Origin of the sequence: Bradyrhizobium sp. (genome assembly GCF_016219575.1) — a bacterium.
Lineage (GTDB): Bacteria > Pseudomonadota > Alphaproteobacteria > Rhizobiales > Xanthobacteraceae > Bradyrhizobium.
Genome location: NZ_JACRMG010000013.1, coordinates 12,487 through 36,329 on the forward strand (window position 1 = coordinate 12,487; position 23,843 = coordinate 36,329).

Here is a 23,843-nt window from a genome sequence, read left to right on the forward strand (position 1 = left end):
GGGTGGCGCCTCGAACCCGGGTGGTATTTGCCCGGAGCGATCATCCCTCGCGCGAGCCGTAGAAATGCTCTGCCGGCGCCGGAAGGCCGTGCAGCGATGCTGCTATGCTCATGGTGTAGGCGCCGAAGGTGACGAAGGCCAGCCTGTCTCCGGCCTGGAGCGCAGGACACATCTCGTCGAGCGCGAACACATCCTCCTCGTAGCAGCTCGGACCGACGATCGTCGTCGGCATGCGCCGGCCTCCGCGGGGAAATTGCTTCAGCAAGACGCGGCGCTCGAACGACCCGAGATTGTAGGACGAGGCGTCGGCGACGAGAATCTGCCGGCGTCCCCGCAGCTTTCGCGCCAGTATCGTGACGACGAGGACGCCCGCGCGCGCGACGGCAACCTTGCCGAACTCGAACACCAGGCCGACGCGCCGGCGCCGACCGAACCGCGCCATCAATTCGAATGCCTTGGTCAATTCGTTCCAGTCGTTCGACAGAACGCCGTAGCCGCCGCCCATGTTGATCTCTGTTGCGGGAAAGGCCGCCAGCAGGTCGCCGATGTCCTCGAGCCGGGCGCGAAGGCGCGCGCAGGAAAGGTTTTCGCCGTTGTGGACGTGAAACCTGCGCGGCCGATAGCCGAAGCGCCGCCGCAGGACATCCAGCTCGATACGGGGGTCGAAGCCGAACGCCGCATAATCTCCCGGCATGGAGACGCGCACGCCGTGCCGGTCGAGATCGATGCCGAGATCTACGGCATGCTCTATCTGCGACAGATGATCGAAATAGACGGTGCCCCGCGACCGGTCGATCTGCCCGATGGTGCGGGCATCGAGGCCCGGCGCGGTCGCGACCAGCGGAGACAGGCCGGCTGCGGTGGCCAGATCCAGCTCCCCGGCGGAGGCCACGTCGGCGCCAAAGCCCGCCGCCGCGAATTCACGCAGTATGAGCGGGTGACGATTGGCCTTCACCGCGTAGCAGCAGATCGCTTCGGCCTTCGCGCACAACGCCAGCAGCGCCGATGCATCCTCCCGCAACCTGCCGAGATCGTAGACCACGGCCGGCGTCTTGCGGCTGAAGACGAACGCATCAAAGCCGGTGCGGCCGGATTCCAGAAGCGACGGGAGACTAGCTGCCATGGCTGCGGAGCCGCGCGGCGAGTTCCTCGAGCGCTTCCTGCTCGGCCGCAAGTTCGGCCTGCCAGCCGTCGACGGCGCGGCTCAGGTGACGCGCGAGCCGCGCCCTTGCGGCTGCGTTTCGCGTACGCGCAAGGCGGTCGATTTCCCCGGCCAGGATCGATCGGCCGTGCCAGCGCTGCAACCAGAACGACCGATTGGCGGAAAGGTTGGCGCCGTCGAGAAAATTGGCCGTCACGCTGAGACAATAGGTCGGGTTCATCGCCGCATGCCAGCAACCGGCCGGCACGAACAACAGATCCCCTGCCCGCAAATGCGCATCCCTCATCGGGAACGCGCGACCGCGGCGGCGCGTTGCGAACACGTCGGCCGCCTGCAGCTCATCCGCCGGCGTGTCGCCCGGCTCCACGAAGCGGACCAGCTTCTCGCCCCGCAAGACGCCAAGCCACGCGCTGGTGCCGTAATTGTCGACATGCAGGGGTCCGCGGGTGCCGGCATGACCGATGTAGATCCACAACATGTCCGGCCTTTCCTCACGCGGCACATGCCTCATCCAGTCGATCTCAAACCCGTCCGGCGTGACGATATCATCGAGAAGTTCGGCGCATTGCTGGCGCACGTTCCAGTCGCACAGGTACCATTTGGCGCGTTCCCGTTCGGGCAGCGCGAGGTAATCGCGAAGCCGGCCGACCGTCCGCTCGGCGGTCTCGGTGCTGGAGAGCTCGATCTCGGCATCGCCGTAGCGTTCGCGAAGGAACGTCCTGGTCCATTTCCGCCGCGCCGGCCAGTGATCGATGGCGCCGCGAAGTATCACCGGGGTCGACGTGCCGACATAACGCTCGAACAGCTCGTACTCGCCGAGCCCGCGATGCTCGTCGACAGCGGCGGATGTCACGACGGGCTCCCGGTTTCCCCTGCGAGAGCTTCAGTCGCACTTGCCACGTAGCTCCGCCAGTTGGTGGCGTCGATCCAGTCGGCGCTGTAGGTGATCGAGGTTTCGATCGTTTCCACGTAATGCAGCCATCGCGACGGCAGGATCAGCATGTCGCCGGGCATCAGCGTTGCGCGCCAGCCCTCGACATCGGCGAATTTCGGATCGTCCATCATCGCACGCACATTGCCGGTCTGCTCGTCGTAGAGCACCGGCATCCGGTCGGGCGAGAAGAGAAAGGCCTCCTTGCGGCCGGAGATCTGCGCCAGAAAGGCGTGCGTGTCCCAGAAATCGTCGTGCAGCGGCGTGACGCCGCCCGCGACCGAAAGATAGACGAAGTGATGCGACTGCAGCCATTCGCAGGCCCGATTGAAGCCGGGATCGAGCAGCGATCGCCAGCACTCGATGAAGTCCGGCAGTGCCGGCACATAGCGGAACAGGAAATCGCGATCGCCGTATTTCGGGTGAGCCGGATTGAAGTTGCCGGCATAGAGCGAGAGGCCGCTTTTCAGCAGGGTTGCCGGATCGCCCTTGAGCCACTCGCCCTTGATGCGGCCCTTGCCCGGGTTGCGCAGGTAGTCGACGTAGTTTCCCAGCGTCGTCTTGACCGAACAGATCGCCAGTCCGGGGAACTGCGGCGCGTGCGCCATCACGGGGAAGTCCGCAAAATGCTCGGCAAAGAAATCGAGCGACCAGTGTTTCATCGCCGGCCAGCCTTGCATGGCGCCGCGGACAACCAGCGGGGCGGCAGGGGCCCGCAGATAGGCCGCCATTTCGAGACGCGAAATGGTCTGCCGCTTCTCGACGTCACGAAAATGCATCGCCCCTCCCCCACCGTAGCGCCGCTTCCTGCAGCGAACCGAAGCCTGCCAGCTCGTTGAGCATGTCGACGACCGCCCAGAATCGCGGACCGCGATAGCAGCCGCAGGCGAACTTCAGCACGCCTTCCGGCGCCTCGCCCGAGCGACGCTGCTCGTTCGGAAGAATCGTCTCGAACCGCTCGGTCCTGAAACCGAAGCTGCCGGACATGGTCAGATCGAGCCGGCGCCGCTGCGCCTCCTGCGCAATCAGGCCCGCAAGTTCCCGATAGGACCGAAAGCCGCCCTGGCGCAGGTGAAACAGCACGAACGGCACTTCCCAGCCGCCGGAGGCAAACGTCTTGTGCGAAAAAATCCCGCCGGCGAGTTCAGTCTCCGCAAACAGCGTCCGGTTGCTGCGTCCGATGCCGGCCGCCAACGCCTCGGCGTGCCCGCGGTTCAGCACGAACCGCGGGGCGAGCGCGCATGCCTCCCGCCGGCCGAGACCCAGACCGGCGACGGTTCGATAGGCGGCGGCGACCGTGGACAGGCGGGCCCAGGCATCGGCGCAATCCGGCCTCGGCCACCATTCGACAACGCCGAGATTGGCGAGCTCCAGGCCCTCCTGGTCCAGTTTCAGCCCCGACCGCACGCAGATCAGAAGCGGACAAGCGGAATCGGCCAACCGGTCGATTGCGTCATCGAGCAATGACGATGCTCCGCACAGCGTCGTATCGAGGATCACGATCGGCGGGTCGTCCGCAGCATCGATGGACTGAATCAGGCGCTCCCAATCGACGCCTTCCAGCCGCCAATTGTACTGAACGGGCTCGATATAGAGGATGTTGGGGCGATCGGAGCGACCGGCACGATGAAGCTCCTCCTGCGTCAGCGCGCGCCGGAAATCGACCCTCAGCAGCCTGAACAGGGTGAATGTCTCGAAATAGCTGGCAAACGCCGCAATTCGCACCGTCTGCAGAAGTTCAGCCAGGCTTTGCAGCACAATGCCGATCGCTGCCATCCCCGAACCGGCCAGCAAGCCACCCTTGCGGCGGCGTCCCCGCCCGCCGCGGCGAAGCCGCCGCTCCAGCGCGACGGGAGGATGCTGCCGGTCATAGGCGTAGTCATAGGCAATGTTGGTGCCGGGAAAGTTGAACCGGCGCCCGGTCGGAGGTGTCAGCCAGTCGCCTGCGAGCCGGGAGGCAGTTTGCCTCAGATAGCCTGCCCGCAACTCCCCGACGTAGCGCTGCAGCTCGTTGTCCGCCTGCAGCGGATCGTTCGGAAGGTCGGGAAAGCGGGCAAGCGGCTCGGAAGTCTCGGCCGCCTGCATGAGGTCGCACGCGATCGTGTCGAGGCGCGCGATCTCCTGCTCCAGTTCGCGGATTGGGGCGCGTTGTGGATGCGCCGGCAGGTACGCGCCGTCGATCCGTCCGGCGCCGGCGACAGACCCGCTTTGCCTAGGACCCCACTCGCTCACGGCGCCCCTCGAAGATACTGGCCAGCATGTGGAAGATCAGGTGCGCAGCCGCCGAACCTTCGCGCAGATCACCCGCGACGTCGGGTTCGGTCAGTTCGACAAGATCCAGCCCGACGACATCCAGCCGCCGGCAGAGCAATTCGAGCGCGCGGTGCGCTTCGTGATAGCTGAGCCCGCCCGGAATCGGCGTGCCGGTCTGCGAGATCACCGCCGGGTCGAGGCAGTCCACGTCGAGGGTGATGTAGTAGGGGCCGTCGGGAAGGCCGGCGACGAACGCCTCGATGTCGGGAAGCAGCGAATTTCGCGGGAACGTCGTCACCTTCGGGCTGTCAAACGACGGCTCGGACAACAGGTTGCGGATTCCGATCTGGTAGATGCGCTCCACATTCGGATTGTTCGCGACCCACGACATGAAGTTGCCATGCGTGCAGTTCTTGCGCCAGTCGCCCGGCTCCTCGTAGCTGCCGACGTCGCCATGCGCATCGAACTGGATGACGCGCAGGCCGGGACGAACGTTCGCCGCGGCCGTAATCAACGGCAGACTGACCGAATGGTCTCCGCCGGCCACCACCGGAAACCGGCCTGCCCGCAACAGGGAAAGGTGAAGCTCGTAGGCCATGTCGAACGGCTCGCCGTTGCGTTCGGCGCCGTCGCAGGGAATATCGCCGATGTCACGGAAACGGATTCCTTCAAGCTGCCACTTGCGGTCCGCGTTGTTCCACCAGCCCGTGGGAACGCCTTCCGTTTCCACATAGTCGAACGACACCCGCGAGCACTGCCGGAGAAATGTCGGCCCGCCGCTGGCACCCTTGCCTCCCGTGATGCCGAGTTCGTACGGAAAGCCGTAGAACACCACGTCGCAGGACTCGCCCGAAAGGGCATCCTCCACGCAGGAGGTCGGACAACCGTACATCCCGTCGCCGCGGGCGGCTTCGCCGTCCGGCGCGGCCAGCGGCACGATCGTTTCAAGAATGGCCTGATGCAGCAGTTCCATGACGACCGCGAGGCTGGCGCCAGGCTCGTCGTCGGGCATCCGGCGTTGCAGCGCCTGAACACCGCTTTCGACCGTACGCGGGACCGCGAATATCTCGATCGCAGCGGTCTGCCGGCCGGTCAGGCTGATCCAGGATCCGTCAGACAGGTTCAACCGATCCGAACCATCGGGCGTCAGGGAGAGAAAGGTTCCTCCCCTCAACTGCAAGAGCGAGTCTTTCAAGAGGACGCGGTCAAGCACCTGGCTCTCTCACACTAGTCGGGCCGCCTTACCAGGGCGGCAGCCGCGGCGGGCATGGATCGCCCGCCGCGATTTTCCATCGTGGCGACGAAGCGCCGGGCCGTACGACACTGACAATCAGTTCGCCGGCCGGCCGCCTCAATCGCCTTCCGGCGAAAAGGGCCGCGTGTGCCGGACTTCCAGGGCGGCAACCACCGGACGGGTGTGGCGCACTTCCAGCGCGGAATCCATAATCGGCCGGCGGTGGCGAACTTCGAGGTCTGCGCTGCTCGCCTTGGCCGCCGTCATCGGCCGGCGGTGACGGACTTCAAGGTCCGCGCTGCTCGTCCTGGCAGCCGTCATCGGCCGGCGATGACGGACTTCGAGGTCCGCACTGCTCGCCCTGGCAGCCGTCATCGGCCGGCGGTGACGGACTTCGAGGTCCGCACTGCTCGTCCTGGCAGCCGTCATCGGCCGGCGATGACGGACTTCGAGGTCCGCACTGCTCGCCCTGGCAGCCGTCATCGGCCGGCGGTGACGGACTTCGAGGACCGAACTGCCCTTCTTGGCGGCCATCATCGGCCGACGGTGGCGGACCTCGAGGACCGAACTGCTCTTCTTGGCGGCCGTCATTGGCCGGCGGTGGCGGACTTCGAGGACCGAACTGCTCTTCTTGCCGGCTATCACCGGCCGGCGGTGGCGGACTGCGACGACGGTATCGGCCTTGCGCCGGGCCGCCATCATCCGAACCGGAACCGGCTCCTTGTCGTCACCGGCATTGTCGATTGCATCGCTTCGTGCCGACGATCCGCGAAGGGCGTCGTCCAGACTGTCTCTCTTCCTGTCCATGGTCTTCCGCTCCCTACCCTGATCAAGGTTCCTCATCCCAACGCACCGGCGTAATCGTCCCGGTTGCCCAATCCTGGCGCAGTATCGAATAGAACAACGTATCGTGGATGTGGCCGTCACTGCCTGGCCACCCCTGGCGAAACCGGCCTTCCTTCTGATACGAGCAGTGTTGAAATACCTTGCGCATCGCAATGTTGTCGCTTCGCGTGGTGCCGCCCAGTCGATTCAAATTCGGCCAGTTCGTGAACGCATAGTTCGTAAGCCAACGCACCGCCCAGGTGCCGATTCCGATATTTCTTTTCGACGCCCGCACACGCAGATCGATCAGGGGGGTGCCGTCGTCTATATCGTCGAGATCAAAAATCCGAACCATGCCGACATGATCGACGCCGTCTTCAACGATCCAGAATTCGATTCCGTCACTTGCCGGAGAGAAATGTTGATCGATCAATTCGCCCGCCTGCTGCGGGCTCAAATGTTCGTTGCCGTGGTGAGGCCAGGTCTCGCTGCACAGCCAGTCTAGAATCTCGCTCCTCTCTTTCGAGACGTCCATGAGCCGGGCGGACAATCTGTGTTCCCGCATGGGTGGACCATAGGACAATGCGGTTGCGTTGAAAAGGGCAAACAACCGCAGGGAGCCCCAAGGGCGAGTGCCTCGATGCGGCGAAGCGAACGCTGCACCGCCGCGAATGCGGTTCGAAATCCCCACAGGACTTGCCCGTGCCGATCCGGCCAGCCTCCACCCGGGAACACGGCGCGGCCGGCCCGCCACCCCACCCTTAACCGAACCGCAAGATTCCAGATGCGGTCTTCTATGACGGTGTTATGATCCCTGCCGGGTGGGTAGCGTAAAAATGTCGGGGCACGGGTTCACAATCTTCGACACTGCGGTCGGCCGGTGCGGCATCGCATGGGGCCAGCTCGGCATTCTCGGCGTGCAATTGCCGGAGGCCCGCGAGCTTGAAACCCGGCGCCGGATGTACCGGACCTATCCCGAGGCGCGCGAGCAGCGCCCGCCGCTCAACGCCGAAATCGCCATCGAGGGCATCGTCGCGCTGCTGCGCGGCGGCAGTGCCGACATGAGCGACGTCGCGCTGGATTTTTCCGGCATGCCGCACTTCAACCAGCGCGTCTATCAATACGTCCGCACGATTCCGCGCGGCGAGACCCGCACCTATGAAGACGTCGCCAACGGCCTGCGCGTGCATGGCGCGATCTATTCCGTGGCGCAGGCGATCGGCCGCAACCCCTTCATGATCATCGTGCCCTGCCATCGCGTGCTCGAAGCCGGCAACTACGCCGACCAGATGGCGCCGAACGGCGGGGTGATCTCCAAGCGCCGCCTGCTCACCATCGAGGGCGCTCACCCGACCGTGAGCAAGACGCTGTTCGAGGTGCTGCTGCCCGTTGCCCCGCCCCGGCCGCATGGATCGTAATGCCGTCTCTTCAGATTCTTGATTTGACGCGTTTTCTTCACGCGAACCGGTATCCACTTCGCTTGAAAACGCTCTAGACGCCATCCCGCTCTCTCTTTTTTGGGCATGATCTTATCCGAAAACCGGCTTCCACTTTTCGGGATCATGCCTAGATTGGCGGGATGAACCGCAGGACGCTGTTCGAGCATAACCGCATTTCGGTGACCGAGTTCCGCTGCACCGCGGGGCCGGGCGACAAGCCGTTTGCGGAAGCGTTCCCCGCCCACTCGATCTCCTATGTGCGCAAGGGCAGCTTCGGCTGCCATTGCCGCGGCCGCTTTCACGAGCTGGTGGCGGGCTCGATGCTGATCGGCTTCCCCGGCGACGAATATGTCTGCACCCACGACCACGTGGTCGGCGACGAATGCCTGTCGTTCTTCCTCGCACCCGAACTGGTGGATGCCATCGGCGACGAGCGGATGTGGCAGGTCGGCTCGGTGCCGCCGCTGCCCGAACTGATGGTGCTGGCCGAGCTGGCACAAACGGCGGCAGATGGCAGCAGCGACGTCGGCCTCGACGAGGTCGGTCACCTGCTTGCCGCCCGCTTCGTCGAGGCGGTCAGCGGGCGCAAGACCAAGCCGCTCACGGCCAATCTGCGCGACCGCCGCCGGGCGGTGGAAAGCGCGCTCTGGATCGACGCCAACTCGCACAAGCCGATTGCGCTCGACGATGCCGCAGGCCAGGCCGGCATCAGCGCCTTCCATTTCCTGCGGCTGTTCTCGGAAGTGCTGGGCGTGACCCCGCATCAGTATCTGGTGCGCTCGCGGCTGCGCCATGCGGCGCGGCGCCTGGCCGACGACGACAGCCCCATCACCGATATCGCCTATGACGTCGGCTTTGGCGACCTCTCGAACTTCGTGCGCACCTTCCACCGCGCCGCCGGCGCTTCGCCGATGCGGTTCCGCCAAGCATCCAAGGGCGACCGCAAGATTTTCCAAGATCGGCTGGCGCTGAACTGAGATTGTGGCTCCACGGCGCGCCATTTTCGTGCGCGCATCGACTGGAGACACTCATGTACGACCATATTGGCCTGCGCGTCGGCAACCTCGACACTGCCGTGCGCTTCTACACCGCAGCACTCGCCCCGCTCGGCTTCGTGCTGTGCTCGCAGGGCGACGGCTATGCCGGCTTCGGCCCGAAGGACGCGCCCGCGCTCTGGCTGCACCTGCACAAGGGCGATAAGGCGACCGGCGCGCATGTCGCGTTCAGTGCGAAGGACCATGACGCGGTCAAGAAGTTCCACGCCGAGGGGCTGAAGGCCGGCGGCCGCGACAATGGCGGCGCGGGCCCGCGTAGGGATTACAGCCCCACCTACTACGCCGCGTTCCTGATCGATCCCGACGGCAACAATGTCGAGGCGGTGTGCGCGTGAACCGCAAATCCGTAGGGTGGGTTAGCGAAGCGTAACCCACCATTCTTTCCATGACGGTGGGTTACGCCTTCTTCCGCGCTCGTTGAGCTATCGAGCACTGGGGTCGGCTAACCCACCCTACAAATCCAATGAGGACATCACCATGGCTTCCATCCAGAAGGACATCATCATCGACGCGGATCCTGCCGACGTCTGGGACGCGCTGCGCGACTTCGGCGCGCTGCATACGCGGCTGGTGCCGGGCTTCGTGACCGACACGAAGCTGGACGGCGATGCGCGCATCGTCACCTTCGCCAACGGCACGGTGGCGCGCGAAGTGCTGGTCGACAGCAATGATGCCAGGCGGCGGCTGGTCTACGCCATCAGGAGCGAGCGGCTGACGCAGCACAGCGCATCCGCGCAGGTATTCGGGGAAAGCGACGGCCGCAGCCGCGTGGTGTGGATCGCCGACGTGCTGCCGAACGAAGTCGCGCCCTACATGGACGCACAGATGGACCAGGGCGCAGCCGCCATGCAGAAGGCGCTCGGGCGCAAGGCAGCTTGAACCGCAGCCTGAACATGAAGCGGCGCGGACGGCACTTCCGCCGCCCACGCCCGGGTTATCCCCAGCCCTGTGTGACATTTCTCACAGAAGGCACCTTCGCCCGATCCTAGCCTCGCCCCGTGCGTCCGGACTGCGCCGCCTCCACTGGCGGCACGGCGCATGAGGAGTTTTGCCATGACCGGAGCTGACAAGGTGGTGTGCCAGGCGGCCGCGCTCTTGCTGCTGTTCACGCTGACGACGATGCCGGCGAAGGCCCAGTTCGCCGGCTTCGGCGGCGGAGGCGGCGGCGAGGACATGATGACGACGATGGCGCCGATGCTGGAGATGATGAAGGCGAAGATGGGCAAGCGCCGCTTCGCCATGATGATGCAGACCATGGGCCCGATGATGAGCCGCATGATGGACGGCGGCGGCGGCATGGGCGGCATGATGGGCGGCGGAGGTTTTGGCGGCATGGGCGGCGGCATGATGGGAGGCGGGATGCCCGCCGACATCGGCGGCATGATCCCCGGCGGCTATGGCGGCATGATCCCGGGCGGCATGGCCGGTTATGGCGGCTACGGCGGCGGCGGCGACATCATGGGCATGATGGGCGGCATGGGCGGCGGCGAGATGATGAGCATGGTGCCGCAACTGATGCGCATGGTGAATTACGGCGGCGGCGGCCGGGGCATCCGGCGCATGAAGCGCCGATAGCTGTCCGTCATTCCGGGGCGATGCGAAGCATCGAACTACGGAGCGCACTTGCGCTCCGTAGAATCTCGAGATTCCGGGTCTGGTGCTTACGCACCATCCCGGAATGACGGCGTTGAAAATCCGGAATGACGACGTTTGAAATCTACGACAACGCCGGCCGCACCTTCGCCACCGACGCCTTCGGTCCCCAGCGCGTGAACACCACGCTGGCGGTGGAGACCATGCCGATCATCACCATCGAGGACGCGGCCAGCACGAAGAAACTGCCGGCACTCGCGTCATGGGTGGAGAGCCACCAGCCGCCGCCTGCGATGAACACCAGCCGCGCCGTCTGCGCCAGCACCGGGCCCAGCACCTTGGCCGCGCCTTGCGAGGAAAAATACATCGACAGCGACAGCCCGATGAAGGCGTACATCGGCGCGGCCGTCGCCAGATATTGCCGGCTGGTGGCGCGCACGTTCGGATCGTTGGTGAAGATGTTGACCCAGAGATCCGGAAAGAACGCCAGCAGCGTGCCGATCGTGCCCATGGAAAGGAACGTGACCGCACCCGCGATCCATGCAATGCGGCGGGCGCGGGCGATTTTCCTGGCGCCGATCGCCATGCCGACCATCGGCACCGAGGCGATGCCCACGGCAAACGATATCGATGTCAGCAGGAATTCGAGCCGCGCGCCGATGCCGTAGCCTGCGAGCACCTCGGTGCCGAACCGCGCCAGCATGTGGGTGAAGATGCTGACGCTGAGCACCGATTGCAGCGGCGAGAAGCAGGCAATGGCGCCGACCTTCAATATGTCGACGAACATCGCCGCCTGGATGCGAAGCCCGCGCAGCTTCGGCACGACGCCGGCCCGGCCGGAAAACAGATACCAGCCCATCACGGAGAGGCTGAGCGAAAACGCGATCAGCGAGCCGGCGGCGACGCCGCGCATGCCGAAGGACGGGATCGGGCCGATGCCGAGCGCGAGCGCGCCGCCGAGGACGATCTGGCAGAACGCCGACAACAGCATCAGGAACGACGGCAGCTTCATGTTGCCGGTGCCGCGCAGGACGCCGGCCATGCTGTTCATCAGCCAGGGAATGACGGCGCCGCCGAAGAAGATCTGCGCATAGGCGATCGCCTGCGCCAGCACATTGCCGCGGCCGCCGAGCAACTCGAGCAGCTTCGGTCCGAAGATCAGCATGCCCAGCATGAAGACCAGCCCGAAGCAGATGCCGATCAGCAGCGCGTGCGCGGCGAGCACGGAGGCGCGCTCGCGATCGCCGGCGCCGATGGCGCGCGCGATGGCGGATGCGACCGCGCCACCCATCGCGCCGCCCGACATCGTCATGGTCAGGATCACGCAGGGAAACACCAGCGCCATGGCGGCGAGCGGCTCCACGCCGAGCCGGCCGATATAGGAAGTCTCGGCAATGACGACGCAAGTGCCGGCGGTGAGCGCCAGCGTGTTGGGCCAGGCGAGCCAGAGCAGCGTGCGCAGGATCGGGCCGTCCAGCAGGACGTGCCTCACCGGCGGCTCCGGCGGCGGGAGCGGGCGTTCTTCCTCGTCGACAGGGATTTCGGCAACGCCGACGTCGGACATTTCTGCTCCCGGGCGCAATCTCAACGCTGCGCGCAAATGTCCTAGCACGGCAAGGATCGATTCCCACCGCGCAAGGCGCATTGGGGGGCTGCGGGATTGCCGCCTGACTCTTACCTCGCCCCGCGTGCGGCAGGGCTATCGTATATGGTGCTGGTTTCGCACAGGCGTTTCCACATCGTCATGGCCGGGCTTGTCCCGGCCATCCACGACCTTTTTGCGCGGCACGAAGAACGTGGATGCCCGGGACAAGCCCGGGCATGACGAGTTGTGGGCATGTGCGATAGCCCTGCCGCAGGAGAGGGAGAAGAAGTGCCCTACCCGATCGACCAGACGAACGGCGGCTTGCCGCCGCGCGTCGGCTTCAGATGCACGGGAATGTGACGGCCGCAGCCGGCGGCGAGGCCCTCGAACAAGCCTTCCAGCACCTTGCTGCAGGCCGGGCTGTGGTCGCTGACGTCGTCCATCAGCTTCCACGTCTTCTGCCTGACCTCGAAGCTGCCCGAGGATTCGCTGATCTCAATCACGTCATCCTGCGACTCGAACAGCACGCGCAGGAAGTCGACGAATGCCTTCGCGCCGCCGCGGTCAACCATGAAGGTACGCGCGATCTCGTCGAAATACTGCATGCCGATCAGCTTGCCGGTGAGATGCAGGAGATAGCCGGCATCCTCCGGGCCGAACACCTGCACCATCACGGGCGCCGCGGTCTTCACATATTCCATGGCGTAGTTGCGATAGGCCTTTTCCAGCCGCGGCCGCGGCCAGCTGTCGACCGGCAGCGCCGGCGCCGTGGCGGGATCGAACTGCGGCGCCTCGAGATGGCGCGCGAACACCAGCCGCTGATCGAGCTCGAGCGGATGGTCGTACTCGCAATAATAGCCTTCGAGCCCGTCCTGGCCGTCGACGCTCTGCTTGGTGCAGACGAAGCCGAGCCTGAGATCGCCGAGCGCTGCGCCATTGTTGGCGTGCCAGCCGCGCAGCATCGCGCGCGAGACCTCGCCGGGCACGCCGCAGATCGCGGTACCCCGCCAGATCCAGCGCGGCGGCGGATAGCGGATCCAGGCCTTGCGGTCGTTCTCGTACATGTATTCGACATGCACGCCGCCGATCCAGTTGGAGAGATAGTGATATTGCGCGGCAGCGACGGCCGGCGGCAGATGGTCGATGCCGAGCTTCACGAGACCCGGCAGGAAACGCTCCTGCTGCTGGCGGCGGAACACGCGGAAGACGAATTCGGCGGCGTCGGCGGTGCCGCGCCGCGTCACCACCGAGAGGATCAGGCCGGTGAAGAAGGCGTGATAGAGGTCGGCGACGCTGCGCCATTTCAACCACTGCGCCTCGCGCGCGTCCTGCCCCGCGGTCATGCCGGTTTCCTCGTCTTGCTTGTGGTCGTACCTTGTCACTGCGAGCGCTTTGAAGCAATGCGCGTGGCGAATGCAGCAATGCGGCATTGCCAAGGCTGCGTGTTGACTCGATCTCTTGCGAAACTAAGGTCGAATCCTGCTGAAGGAATCGATGACATGACTCTGCCGATGAGCTGGGACGAATGGGCGCAGCACGATGGCGTGGCGCTGGCCGCGCGCGTCCGCAAGGGCGAGCTCAAGCCAGCCGAACTGGCGCAGCAGGCGGCGGCCGGCATCGCCAAGGTCGATCCGGCGCTGTCCGGCGTGGTCGAGTTGTTCGACGATGCCATCGCTTCGCCCGCCGGCAACGGCACCAACCTCGACGGTCCCTTCGCCGGCCTGCCCTTCCTGATGAAGGATCTCGGCCCGACGATGCAGGGCCGGCTGCAGGAGATGGGCTCGCTGCTGATGCGCGGCAATCGCGCGACGGCAGATACGTTCCTGACCGGGAAGATGCGCCAGGCAGGGCTCAATCTCATCGGGCGCACGACGACGCCGGAGTTCGGCGTGTGCAGCTCGGCCGATAATCCCGCCGTCTATGTCACGCGCAATCCCTGGAACACGGATTACACCACCTGCGGCTCGTCGGCCGGCAGCGCCGCAATGGTCGCGGCGGGCGCAGTCCCGATCGCGCATGCGACCGACGGCGGCGGCTCGATCCGTATCCCCGCCGGGGTCAACGGCAATATCGGCCTGAAGGTGTCGCGCGGCGTGTTCTCGCTGGCGCCACACCTGTCCGACCTGAGCGGGCTGGTGTCGATCCAGGGCTGCCAGTCGCGCACGGTGCGCGACACGGCTGCGTTCGTCGATGCCTGCCGCGGCCCCGGGCCCGGCGAGTTCATGCCGTTCTGGACTCCCCCTGAGCCTTACACCGAGACGATCAAGCGCGATCCCGGCCGCCTGCGCATCGCGCTTTCGCATCAATGGGGCGAATACCGCGCGACCGCGCCGATCGCGGCCGAACTCGAACGCGTCGGAAAATTTCTCGAGAGCCTCGGGCACGACGTCGGCCATGCGCTTCCTGCCATCGACTACCGCGCCGCGTTCGACGCGCAGACGCTCTGCTACATCAGCAATTTCGCCGTCGTGATCGGGAACATGCTGGCCGCGCGCGGGCTGGAGCGGCCGCCGGCCGACCTCATCGAACCCATGAACATCCGCATCTGGGAGCACGGCCGCCACACCAGCTTCGCCGAGCGCGCACGAATGCAGGCTGTCTTCAACACGACCTCACGCGGCTTCGGCGCGTTCTTCGAGCAATGGGACATCATCCTGACGCCGATCACCGCACTGCCGACGCCGAAGGTCGGCACCACCGAATTCCTGACCATCAGCGACAATCCTTCGGTGCTCGCCTGGTTCGCCAATCTCTGGCGCAACTTCGCCTTCACGCCGCTCGCCAATCTCTGCGGCATCCCCGCCATCTCGCTGCCGCTGGCAACGCACGAGCACGGCCTGCCGCTCGGCATGCAGGCGATTGCGAAACAGGCCAATGACGGCTTGCTGCTGCAGTTGGCCGCGCAGATCGAGCGCGCGATCGGCGGCAAGTGGAACGGCGGAAAGACGCCCGGCGTGCATGTGACGAACTGATGTGCCCAGGTGCCGTGCCCCGGATGCAGCGCAGCGTTCTCACGGTGCGCTGCCAAGCCGGGGCCCATCGTGAGGCGGGCGTGGGTCCCGGTTCTGCACAGCGGCACTTCGCGCCGCAGTGCGCCTGGGACACGAGAGCATTAGACGCGAAAATGCTTCGACAGCTTCAGGCCCTGCGCCTGGTAGTTGGAGCCGATCCGCTGGCCATACATCGACGCGGGCCGCGACAGCATTTTTTCGTAGACGAGGCGGCCGACGATCTGGCCGTGCTCGAGGATGAACGGCACCTCGCGCGAGCGCACCTCCAGCACGGCGCGCGCGCCTTGCCCGCCGGCACCGGCGTAGCCGAAGCCGGGATCGAAGAAGCCGGCATAGTGCACGCGGAATTCGCCGACCAGCGGATCGAACGGCACCATCTCGGCGGCGTAGTCGGGCGGCACCTGCACCGCCTCCTTCGAAGCGAGGATGTAGAACTCGCCGGGATCGAGGATCAGGCTGCCGTCGGCGCGCGCCGGGATCGCCTCCCAGAATTCATCGACGCTGTAGCCGCCGCGGCGATCGACATCGACCACGCCGGTGTGTCGCTTGGCGCGGTAGCCGACAAAGCCGTTCGAATTCTCGCCGGAGAGATCGACCGACAGCGCGACGCCGCCGGCGAGGTCGGCCTTTTCGGCGTCGACCAGCCGCTCGGCCGCATGCAGCGCGTTGAGCGCATCGGCGGACAGCACGGCATCGCCGGTGCGGAAGCGCACTTGCGACAGCCGCGACCCCTCGCGCAACAGGACGGGAAACGTCTTCGGGCTGATCTCCGCATAGAGCGGACCGTGATAGCCGGCTCCGATCATGTCGAAGCGGCGCGTGCCGTCGGCGATGACGCGGGTGAAGACGTCGAGCCGGCCGGTTGAGCTTTTCGGATTGGCCGCCGCCACGATCTCCTTCGGCAGGTTGAGGCTTTCCAGCAGCGGCACGATGTAGACGCAGTTGGTCTCCAGCACCGCGCCGTCGGAGAGGCTGATCTCGTGCAGCTTCAGCTCATCGATGCGCTCGGCAACCGTCGAGCCCGGCCCCGGCAGGAAGCTCGCGCGCACGCGATAGGCGATGTCGCCGAGGCGGAGGTCGAGGCTTGCGGGCTGAATCTGGCTCTCGACAAAGGGATAGGCCGGCAGGATCAGGCCGGAATCCGCCATCGCCGCGATCATGCGATCGGGCAGGATGCCGTTGGCGTGGACAGGAAGCGAAAACGACACGTTCTGGTCCCTGGGCGGTAGCCCCGATATCATCCAAACCCCTGAAATTAGGCTATTTACGGCCTTATCCGATGGCCGCCTTGACGGAAAGGGCGCGAACGAATATCAGGTCCACTTATCCCGTGGTGATTTGAGCCGGCCGGCTTGCAGCCACGTTAAATAAATCGCTAAACAGGCCGGGGACAGTGTGATCCCGGCCCGTGGAAATTTTTCCAGGCCGGTTTTTTTGTGACCATTTCGATGGTCGCGCAGGAGGTCACATGTCTGAGGTCAAGTCCGCTGCCCGCTATCGTCCCGAAACCCGGCTGGTGCATTCCGGCACGCTGCGCTCGCAATTCGGCGAAACGTCGGAAGCGCTGTTTCTGACCCAGGGGTTCGTCTACGACAGCGCCGAGCAATGCGAAGCGCGCTTCAAGGGCGAAGACCCCGGTTATCTCTATTCGCGCTTTTCCAACCCGACGGTCGGGATGTTCGAGCGCCGCATGATCGAGCTCGAAGGCGCGGAAGCCGCGCGCGCCACCGCCACCGGCATGGCCGCCGTGACCACCGCCGTGCTGGCGCCGCTGAAGGCCGGCGACCATGTGGTGGCGGCGAAAGCGCTGTTCGGCTCCTGCCGCTACGTGGTGGAAGACCTGCTGCCGCGCTACGGCATTTCTTCCACGCTGGTCGACGGCCTCGATCTCGACCAGTGGAAGAAGGCGATGCGGCCGAACACCAAATCGTGCTTCCTGGAAAGCCCGACCAATCCGACGCTCGACGTGCTCGACATTTCCGCCATCGCCGAGATCACGCACAAGGGCGGCGCGCGGCTGATCGTGGACAATGTGTTCGCCACGCCGATCTGGCAGAGCCCGCTGTCGCTCGGCGCCGACGTCGTGGTCTATTCCGCGACAAAACACATCGACGGCCAGGGCCGCTGTCTCGGCGGCGTGATCCTGTCGTCGGAGGCGTTCATCGCCGAGCACATCCACAATTTCATGCGCCAGACCGGCCCGTCGATGTCGCCGTTCAATGCCTGGGTGCTGCTGAAGGGCCTGGAGACGCTCGGCGTGCGCGTGCGCGCGCAGACCGAGACGGCGGGCAAGCTGGCCGACGTACTGGCGAAGCACCCGAAGATTTCCCGGCTGATCTATCCCGGCCGTGCCGATCATCCGCAGGCGGCGGTGGTGAAGAAGCAGATGGGCGCGGGCTCGACGCTGATCGGCTTCGAGGTGAAGGGCGGCAAGGCCGGCGCGTTCCGCTGCCTCAATGCGCTGAAGCTGTCGCGCATCTCCAACAATCTCGGCGACGCCAAGAGCCTGGTCACGCATCCCGCCACCACCACGCACCAGCGGCTGACGCCGGAAGCGCGCGCCGAGCTCGGCATCAGCGAAGGCTTCATCCGCTATTCGGCGGGACTGGAGCATGTCGACGACCTGATCGATGATTTTGCGCAGGCGCTGGACAAGGTGTGAGAAGGAGTGAATGGCGAGTGGTCATTGAACGTGATCTAATTCGCCATTCGCTATTCCATGGCCTCCGGTCACAGCAGAGAACATTGTCTCGATGCGCTTTCCTGAATTCGTAGGGCATTCCGTGGTTCTCGCCAGCCTGCTCGCCGTCGGCTGGGGGTGCTCTGAGGCCCACGCCCAAGGCAGCATCGGGGGGACGATCGGCAAGACAGAAAAATCGATGTCGGGCACGGAGAGCCCGGAGCCGCCGGGTTCCGGAGGCAAGCCCGGTTCTGCCGCCCGACGAGCACCGCCGCGCGGAGGCGGCGCCAGCGTCTCTGCATTCGACGGCACATGGACCTTTGTCGCGACCGGCTGCGGTGCAGGCATGAAGCAGGGCGTCATTTCGGGAGGAAAAATCAGCATCGGGGACGGCGGCGGGCAGGTTAGCGCCAATGGCGCGATGCGCTGCTCCTTCACCACCATGAGCGGTGTCACCCAGGTCGCGGTCGGACGGCTCTCTGGCGTGACCGGCGCCGGCACCTACTCCCGTCCCAACGGTTGCTCCGGCCACTGGACTGCAAGGAAGCAATAGGCTCCCGCTCTATCGCCTGCAGCCACAGTTTCGGGAAGATCACATCGGCCGATAGGTCCGCACGTCGGACGGCACGGCGACGCCGAGCTTGATCTGGCCGACCGATTTGATGATGTCGTCGCCCAAGAGCTGCGCGAAGCAGGCGTAGCCCCAGTCGCTCATGTGCAGGCCGTCGGGAATGATGAATTCCTCCACCGGGATCGCCTGCCTCTCGTGCCAGTCGCGCATCACCTCGAAGCGCGGGAAGACGCCGATCTTGCGCAGCTCGGCGACCCTGCCGAGCAGCTTCATCATCCTGCTGTTGCCTTCGGACTTGGCGTTGACGGCCGGCGAATATTGCGAATCAACCAGCACGACGTCGCTGCCGGCCGCCTGGATGCGCGCCACGCCGTCTTCGACGAGCTTGGCCGTCTCCGCCTGATCGAGGTTGCGCAGCACGGCGTTGGTGCCGACCTGCCAGATCACGAGATCGGGCTTCATGTCGATCACCTCGGTCTGCAACCGACGCATCATTTCGGGCGCGTCCTCGCCGCCCTTGCCGCGATTGAGCACGGCAATGTCGGCGGTCGGATAAGCGCGCTTGAGCTGCGCGGCCAGGCGATTGGGATAGTTGAACTCCGGCGAGCTCGAACCGTACCCTTGGGTCGAGGACGAACCGAAGGCGATGATCGTGACCGGCTGGCCGGCGATCAGCCTGCCCGCGACATGCGGCAGCGATCCCAGCGACTTGTAGCCGCCCTTCGGCGGCAGGCACGGCACGCGCGCAAACATGTCCTTGACCTTGTCGACGGCGCGCGCCGCGATGCCCTTCTGCGCAGGATTGTTCTGGACCGCGGCGCTGCCGCCCGGGGCGGCCGCCGGCGCCTCGGATCTGGCCGCCTCTGATTTGGGCGCTTCCGCCCTGGCGTCGCCCAAGGCGGCCTGCGCCGACTGCGCCTGCGCCGTGACCGGCGCGAGCCACGCGCCTGCGGCAAGCGCGGCCGCGGTCAGCACGGTCTTGGCGCAAAAACGGCAGTGAGAACTCATTAACGCTGGCCCCTAATTCTGCTGCGCGTGGTCCAGATGGGCGGCGTCGATGACGAATTTCGACAGCGCGCGCCCGATGCAGGCATGAACCCGTTTGGCGAGCTCGGCGCCGTGGGTGGAGCTGAACAAATCGAAATCACCTGAATCATTCCAGTGACGCATGATGGCAAAGCGATCGAACAGGGGGATGTCGTGCTGCTGCGCCACGACGCGCATGGTGTCGAGATAGGGCGGCACGGACGTCATCGTCTCGGTCCGCGGACTATATTGCAGGTTCACCAGGACCACATCGACGCCCGCCTTTTGCAACGCAGTAATCCCCTCGTCGACGGCGCTGCGGAAATCATCGGGATCGACCCCCCGGATAGCATCCACCGTGCCGGTCTGCCAGATGACCAAGGTAGGGTTTTTTGTTTCCACGAGCTTAACGAAGGTGGCGGCACTTTCCTCGGCGGTCTTGCCGATCTGTATTTCTACGGAGAGGTTGATGTTCAGCTGGGCGAGCTTTTCCTTCAGCATCGCCAGCAGTTTTGCCGGATAGGCGCTGCCGTCCTGCGAGACGATGGTGGAAGAGCGGCTGCCCACCACCAGGACGTTCAGCGGCTTGCCGCTTTTGACGGCTGCGGCGACCCTGCCGAGCGTGCTGTCGCTGTTGAGCAGATAGGCGGGGACTTCGCAGGCAGGCGGCGCCTCCTCGGCGCGCGCCAGCGGCGCAGCGGCCAGAAGGCCGCCGAGCAGGATCAGGCCCAGGATGGCTGCCTTCATAGGCTTCCTCCCGCCATGTCGGCGTTGCCGATGCCCTTTTTCGCGTCTTTGTCGGCCGAACGCTTGTACCACGAGATCACCCACGCCATGCCGGACATGATCAGGATGCCCGCCAAGCTAACCAGGAAGTGCATGATGGGGCTATTGCCGGAAACTTCGGTAAGCACGAAGTGACCGGCAAAGGCCAGGAACACGCCGAGGCAGAATATCTCAAGGGAATGCTGGCCGCAGAGGATCAATGGTCGCAGCCAGGCCGATTTCAGCGGCGGCCAGTCTTTCGGCAGGAGACGGACCGTGATCGCCGCCAGCGCCAGGAAGTGGGCAAAGCGCAGCACGTCCAGGTCGGTCTTGCTGATCGGATACATCCACTTCTCGAGCCATCTCGGCATCAGGAAGCCGAGCTGCGGGAAATGCCAGGTCAACGTGACGAAGAAGGCGAACACGAGATAGGCGGCGCAGATCCACAGCGTCAGGCGCGAAGACATCACCCGCGACATCCGATTCGCGCCGCCGAGGGCACACCAGGCGCCGAACACGAACAGCAGCTGCCAGGACATGGGATTGAAGAACCACGCGCCGTTCGGATAGGCAGAGAGATAAAGGTCGAAATGCCAGGTCACGGCATAGAGCACGGCCGAAAGCAGCAGCGTGACGTCAGCGCGCCACTTCATCAGCCACAGGATCAGCGGCAGGAACAGCATCAACACGATGTAGAGCGGCAGTACGTCCATGTTGACGGGACGGAAGCGCAGGATCAGCGCCTGGATGATGGTGACATCCGGCTGCTTGAGGAAATCCATGATGCCCATTTCTTCGGTGTAGAGCGGGTTTTCGAAGCGGGCGGCGACATAGGAGACTTCCGCAAGGAAGATGGTGAACAGGAAGACGTGCGCGACGTAGATCTGCCAGACCCGGCGCATGATGCGGGCGCTGGCGATGACGAAGCCGGATTGCAGCATCGCGCGGCCATAGACGAAGGCCGCGGTGTAGCCGGAGATGAAGATGAAGATCTCGGTCGCGTCGGAGAAGCCGTAGTTGCGGATGGTGAGCCAGGCCAGAATGTTGTTGGGCAGATGGTCGAGGAAGATCAGCCACAGCGCGAGCCCGCGAAACAGGTCGAGCCGCAACTCGCGCTCGCTCACCGCCGGCAGCGTGATGGCCGGCGCGGCGGCGGCGGTCTTGGTGCGCGGGGCACCCGCAATGGGTTCGGCAACGGACGTCATCGGGCACCGTCTCCAACAGCGGAATCAACGCGATTGCACGGCCCGAAGGATAATACCGGCCCGGCGTTTGCAGGCAAATAGGCATGCCCGCGGCGTTGTGCGCCTTGGCGTGGAACTTTGTTGAAACCGCGACAGATCATGCTCCTGGCAGGATTGTTACCGCCGCGCGAGCGTTGTTCCGCCCGGCGGTTTGGATATGATGACCTCACACAATTGGAAGATCGCCCAGGATGTACCGCGCCGTCACCCGCCAGATCGAAGTCACGGTCGAGCCGGCCTTCATGCCGGAGCGCTCGGTGCCGGACAAGGGCCAGTTCTTCTGGTCCTACACCATCGCCATCGTCAATACCGGCGAGGAGACCGTGCAGCTCAAGACCCGCCACTGGATCATCACCGACGCGACGGGGAAGAAGCAGGAAGTGCGCGGCCCCGGCGTGGTCGGCGAACAGCCCGTGCTCGCACCGGGCGAGCGTTTCGAATACACCAGCGGCGTGCCGCTGCCGACCTCCTCGGGCTTCATGACCGGGCGCTACCAGATGGTCAGCGAGAGCGGCGAGCAGTTCGAGATCGACGTGCCGACCTTCTCGCTGGACAGCCCGAGCGCGAAGCGGGTGTTGAACTGACGAGGTGGATGCGGGATCGCGCTGATGCACAGGACGATCCTCGCTGCGACCGCCGTCCTCTTGACCGCATCCGTCCTGTGCGCTGACCGCGCCGCCGCGCTGGTCGGCGCCGATCTCGCCGACCGCACCATTCAGCGCTACACGGTCGCCATCGGCAACCCGAAGGGGCGGTGCACCGGCGTCGTGCTGGCGCAGAACATCGTACTGACGGCGGCGCACTGCATCGTGCCCGGCGAGAAGGTTTGGGTCGGCGATCACGCCGGCAGCGGATCGCAGACCATCCCGTCGCGGCTCAGCGCGGTCGACGAGATCGTTCCGCATCCGCTGTACAGCCGCAGGGACACCGGCTCGCCCGATCTCGCCATGCTCAGGCTGGCAACGCCGCTTCCCGACCGCTTCCTCCCGGCGACGCTGAGCTCGCGGCACCTTGCCGAAGGCGACAATCTGATCGCGGCCGGTTACGGCAAGGCTTCGGCCGAGGAAACCCGGTCGCCACTGGTGCTGCGCATGGTGTTGCTGCGCGTCACCAACGCCTTCAGGGGCTGGGCGATCCTGACCAGCGTCAGCGAGGATCGCGCCGGCGGGGCACCCGGCGATTCCGGCGGGCCGCTGTTTTCCTATCGCGGCATGCATTCGCTGGTGGGGCTGATCGTCAGCATCTCCGACAAGCGGACGAGAGCCGTCGCACTCGCTGCGCATTACAGCTGGATCAAGGAGACGCAGGCGAAGCTGAGCGGGCGGTAGTCGTGACAAATGAGCGGGCAGGACTACGTCCCCTCCTCCACGCCCGCCTCGTGCGGGGTGAATTCGTAGACCGAGCTGCAGAACTCGCAGGTGACGACGACCTTGTCGTCCTTGACCATGTCGGCGCGGTCTTTCGGCGCAAAACTCTTCAGCATCGCGGCGACCGCATCGCGCGAGCAGGAGCATTGCGCGCGCAGCGGCTGCGGCGTGAAGACGCGGACGCCGCGCTCGTGGAAGAGACGATAGAGCAGCCGCTCGCCGGACAGGCTGGGGTCGATCAGCTCGACATCCTCGACGGTGCCGATCAGCGACTGGCCCTCGACCCAGGCGTCGTCCTCGGCGACGACATGATGCACGACGCCCTCCGGCGCGTCGCCGGGATGCAGATCGGCCTGGCGGGCGCGCTCGGGCGCCTTGGGCAAAAACTGCAGCAGCATGCCACCGGCGCGCCAGCGGTGCTTGGGCCCGTCGCCGCCGCGCCATTCCTCGCCGACGGCGAGGCGCACGCGGGTCGGGATCTGCTCGGAGCGCAGGAAGTATTCGTGGGCGGCGTCTTCGAGACTGCCGCCATGGAGCGCGACCAGGCCCTGGTAGCGGCTCATGTCCGCGCCTTGGTCGATGGTCATGGCGAGATGCCCCTTGCCGAGCAACTCACCGGAGCTTTGGCCTTCCTTCAATTGCCTGGCGTCAAAGCGGGCATAGGCGCGCAGGCGGTCGGGCGACTTGAAGTCGACCACCAGGAACGAGACCGGGCCGTCGGTGCGGGTCTGCAGGATGAAGCGGCCCTCGAATTTCAGGGAGGTGCCGAGCAAGGTCGTCAGCACGATGGCCTCGCCGAGCAGCTTGCCGACCGGCGCGGGGTAATCGTGCTTGGTCAGGATGTCGTCGAGTGCGGGGCCCAGGCGAGTCAGGCGGCCGCGCAGGTCGAGCGCTGCGACCTCGAAGGGCAATACGGTGTCATCGACGGGAACCGCGGAGGGCGCGCGGACCGGCGCCTCGGGTGCGTTTTTCGTTTCTGATGATTGGGAAACCATTGCGTTCTATCTGGGGTCTGAAGTCGCGAAACGAAAGGGGTTCACTCGATGTCGTCCCTGCGGAAGCAGGGACCCATAACCACTGGCCCAAATTGTGTGCACCCCGT

At 65.3% G+C, this 23,843-nt stretch carries 24 protein-coding genes and 1 riboswitch; of the genes, 10 read left to right on the plus strand and 14 right to left on the minus strand.

The annotated features are described in order from the left end of the window. Positions 1-40: 40 nt before the first annotated feature. The 7 genes from HZB49_RS12820 to HZB49_RS12850 form a co-directional block, all read right to left on the minus strand. Positions 41-1,123, minus strand: coding sequence for a hypothetical protein (locus tag HZB49_RS12820; protein ID WP_291611820.1), 1,083 nt, complete (start codon positions 1,121-1,123; stop codon positions 41-43). Then, positions 1,113-2,015: a cupin-like domain-containing protein gene (locus HZB49_RS12825; RefSeq protein WP_291611821.1), complete on the minus strand. Its 903-nt coding sequence runs from the start codon at positions 2,013-2,015 to the stop codon at positions 1,113-1,115. Before HZB49_RS12825 ends, HZB49_RS12820 begins: the two co-directional genes overlap by 11 nt. After that, on the minus strand, positions 2,012-2,872 hold the full coding sequence (locus tag HZB49_RS12830) for a cupin-like domain-containing protein (protein WP_291611823.1): 861 nt from the start codon (positions 2,870-2,872) through the stop codon (positions 2,012-2,014). Before HZB49_RS12830 ends, HZB49_RS12825 begins: the two co-directional genes overlap by 4 nt. Further along, positions 2,859-4,325, minus strand: a complete 1,467-nt coding sequence (locus HZB49_RS12835) for a hypothetical protein (RefSeq protein ID WP_291611825.1) — start codon at positions 4,323-4,325, stop codon at positions 2,859-2,861. The genes HZB49_RS12830 and HZB49_RS12835 overlap by 14 nt, the downstream gene beginning before the upstream one ends. Next, a complete protein-coding gene (locus HZB49_RS12840; RefSeq protein WP_291611827.1) occupies positions 4,306-5,559 on the minus strand; it encodes an arginase family protein in 1,254 nt (417 codons plus the stop codon). The genes HZB49_RS12835 and HZB49_RS12840 overlap by 20 nt, the downstream gene beginning before the upstream one ends. Before the next feature lie 138 nt (positions 5,560-5,697). Then, a complete protein-coding gene (locus tag HZB49_RS12845) occupies positions 5,698-6,387 on the minus strand; it encodes a hypothetical protein (RefSeq protein WP_291611829.1) in 690 nt (229 codons plus the stop codon). 22 nt (positions 6,388-6,409) lie between these two features. Next, positions 6,410-6,955: a GNAT family protein gene (locus HZB49_RS12850; protein ID WP_291611832.1), complete on the minus strand. Its 546-nt coding sequence runs from the start codon at positions 6,953-6,955 to the stop codon at positions 6,410-6,412. 286 nt (positions 6,956-7,241) lie between these two features. Between HZB49_RS12850 and HZB49_RS12855 the strand changes: the two genes are divergently transcribed. The 5 genes from HZB49_RS12855 (at position 7,242) to HZB49_RS12875 (ending at position 10,474) form a co-directional block, all read left to right on the plus strand. Next, positions 7,242-7,823, plus strand: a complete 582-nt coding sequence (locus tag HZB49_RS12855; RefSeq protein ID WP_291611834.1) for a methylated-DNA--[protein]-cysteine S-methyltransferase — start codon at positions 7,242-7,244, stop codon at positions 7,821-7,823. A gap of 161 nt (positions 7,824-7,984) precedes the next feature. After that, positions 7,985-8,821 (plus strand): AraC family transcriptional regulator, encoded by an 837-nt coding sequence (locus HZB49_RS12860; RefSeq protein WP_291611835.1) that lies wholly within the window; start codon positions 7,985-7,987, stop codon positions 8,819-8,821. Between the two features lie 53 nt (positions 8,822-8,874). Beyond that, a complete protein-coding gene (locus HZB49_RS12865; RefSeq protein ID WP_291611837.1) occupies positions 8,875-9,234 on the plus strand; it encodes a VOC family protein in 360 nt (119 codons plus the stop codon). A 142-nt stretch (positions 9,235-9,376) separates the two neighbouring features. Further along, on the plus strand, positions 9,377-9,778 hold the full coding sequence (locus tag HZB49_RS12870; protein ID WP_291611839.1) for an SRPBCC family protein: 402 nt from the start codon (positions 9,377-9,379) through the stop codon (positions 9,776-9,778). A 174-nt stretch (positions 9,779-9,952) separates the two neighbouring features. Then, entirely contained in the window at positions 9,953-10,474 is a 522-nt protein-coding gene (locus HZB49_RS12875; RefSeq protein ID WP_291611841.1) for a hypothetical protein, read from the plus strand. Positions 10,475-10,616: 142 nt separating this feature from the next. On the opposite strand, the gene HZB49_RS12880 is transcribed toward HZB49_RS12875, so the two are convergent. Continuing rightward, positions 10,617-12,056 carry an MATE family efflux transporter gene (locus HZB49_RS12880; RefSeq protein ID WP_291611844.1) on the minus strand — a complete coding sequence of 480 codons (1,440 nt, stop codon included), beginning with the start codon at positions 12,054-12,056 and terminating at the stop codon, positions 10,617-10,619. 314 nt (positions 12,057-12,370) lie between these two features. Beyond that, complete coding sequence (locus tag HZB49_RS12885) at positions 12,371-13,420, minus strand: hypothetical protein (protein ID WP_291611847.1); 1,050 nt, start codon at positions 13,418-13,420, stop codon at positions 12,371-12,373. Between the two features lie 156 nt (positions 13,421-13,576). Between HZB49_RS12885 and HZB49_RS12890 the strand changes: the two genes are divergently transcribed. After that, positions 13,577-15,049, plus strand: coding sequence for an amidase (locus tag HZB49_RS12890; RefSeq protein ID WP_291611849.1), 1,473 nt, complete (start codon positions 13,577-13,579; stop codon positions 15,047-15,049). A gap of 140 nt (positions 15,050-15,189) precedes the next feature. On the opposite strand, the gene HZB49_RS12895 is transcribed toward HZB49_RS12890, so the two are convergent. Then, positions 15,190-16,296 carry a 2'-deoxycytidine 5'-triphosphate deaminase gene (locus HZB49_RS12895; RefSeq protein ID WP_291611851.1) on the minus strand — a complete coding sequence of 369 codons (1,107 nt, stop codon included), beginning with the start codon at positions 16,294-16,296 and terminating at the stop codon, positions 15,190-15,192. 112 nt (positions 16,297-16,408) lie between these two features. Continuing rightward, a riboswitch (SAM riboswitch) is annotated at positions 16,409-16,488 on the plus strand. A gap of 68 nt (positions 16,489-16,556) precedes the next feature. Here HZB49_RS12895 and HZB49_RS12900 point away from each other — a divergent pair. Together HZB49_RS12900 and HZB49_RS12905 are read left to right on the plus strand one after the other, a co-directional pair. After that, positions 16,557-17,750 (plus strand): O-succinylhomoserine sulfhydrylase, encoded by a 1,194-nt coding sequence (locus tag HZB49_RS12900; RefSeq protein WP_291611853.1) that lies wholly within the window; start codon positions 16,557-16,559, stop codon positions 17,748-17,750. 91 nt (positions 17,751-17,841) lie between these two features. Further along, positions 17,842-18,321, plus strand: coding sequence for a hypothetical protein (locus HZB49_RS12905; RefSeq protein ID WP_291611855.1), 480 nt, complete (start codon positions 17,842-17,844; stop codon positions 18,319-18,321). Positions 18,322-18,360: 39 nt separating this feature from the next. Here the strand turns inward: HZB49_RS12905 and HZB49_RS12910 are convergent, their stop codons facing one another. From HZB49_RS12910 to HZB49_RS12920, 3 genes are read right to left on the minus strand one after another with little or no spacing between them, the layout of a single operon-like run. Next, on the minus strand, positions 18,361-19,347 hold the full coding sequence (locus HZB49_RS12910) for an SGNH/GDSL hydrolase family protein (protein ID WP_291611857.1): 987 nt from the start codon (positions 19,345-19,347) through the stop codon (positions 18,361-18,363). Between the two features lie 12 nt (positions 19,348-19,359). Then, a complete protein-coding gene (locus tag HZB49_RS12915) occupies positions 19,360-20,112 on the minus strand; it encodes an SGNH/GDSL hydrolase family protein (protein WP_291611859.1) in 753 nt (250 codons plus the stop codon). Continuing rightward, positions 20,109-21,335 carry an OpgC domain-containing protein gene (locus HZB49_RS12920; RefSeq protein WP_291611861.1) on the minus strand — a complete coding sequence of 409 codons (1,227 nt, stop codon included), beginning with the start codon at positions 21,333-21,335 and terminating at the stop codon, positions 20,109-20,111. Before HZB49_RS12920 ends, HZB49_RS12915 begins: the two co-directional genes overlap by 4 nt. Before the next feature lie 230 nt (positions 21,336-21,565). Between HZB49_RS12920 and apaG the strand changes: the two genes are divergently transcribed. After that, on the plus strand, positions 21,566-21,958 hold the full coding sequence (gene apaG, locus HZB49_RS12925; RefSeq protein WP_291611863.1) for a Co2+/Mg2+ efflux protein ApaG: 393 nt from the start codon (positions 21,566-21,568) through the stop codon (positions 21,956-21,958). 24 nt (positions 21,959-21,982) lie between these two features. Continuing rightward, on the plus strand, positions 21,983-22,702 hold the full coding sequence (locus tag HZB49_RS12930) for a trypsin-like serine protease (RefSeq protein ID WP_291611865.1): 720 nt from the start codon (positions 21,983-21,985) through the stop codon (positions 22,700-22,702). Between the two features lie 23 nt (positions 22,703-22,725). On the opposite strand, the gene HZB49_RS12935 is transcribed toward HZB49_RS12930, so the two are convergent. Continuing rightward, positions 22,726-23,736, minus strand: coding sequence for an Hsp33 family molecular chaperone (locus HZB49_RS12935; protein ID WP_291611867.1), 1,011 nt, complete (start codon positions 23,734-23,736; stop codon positions 22,726-22,728). Positions 23,737-23,843: the final 107 nt, after the last annotated feature.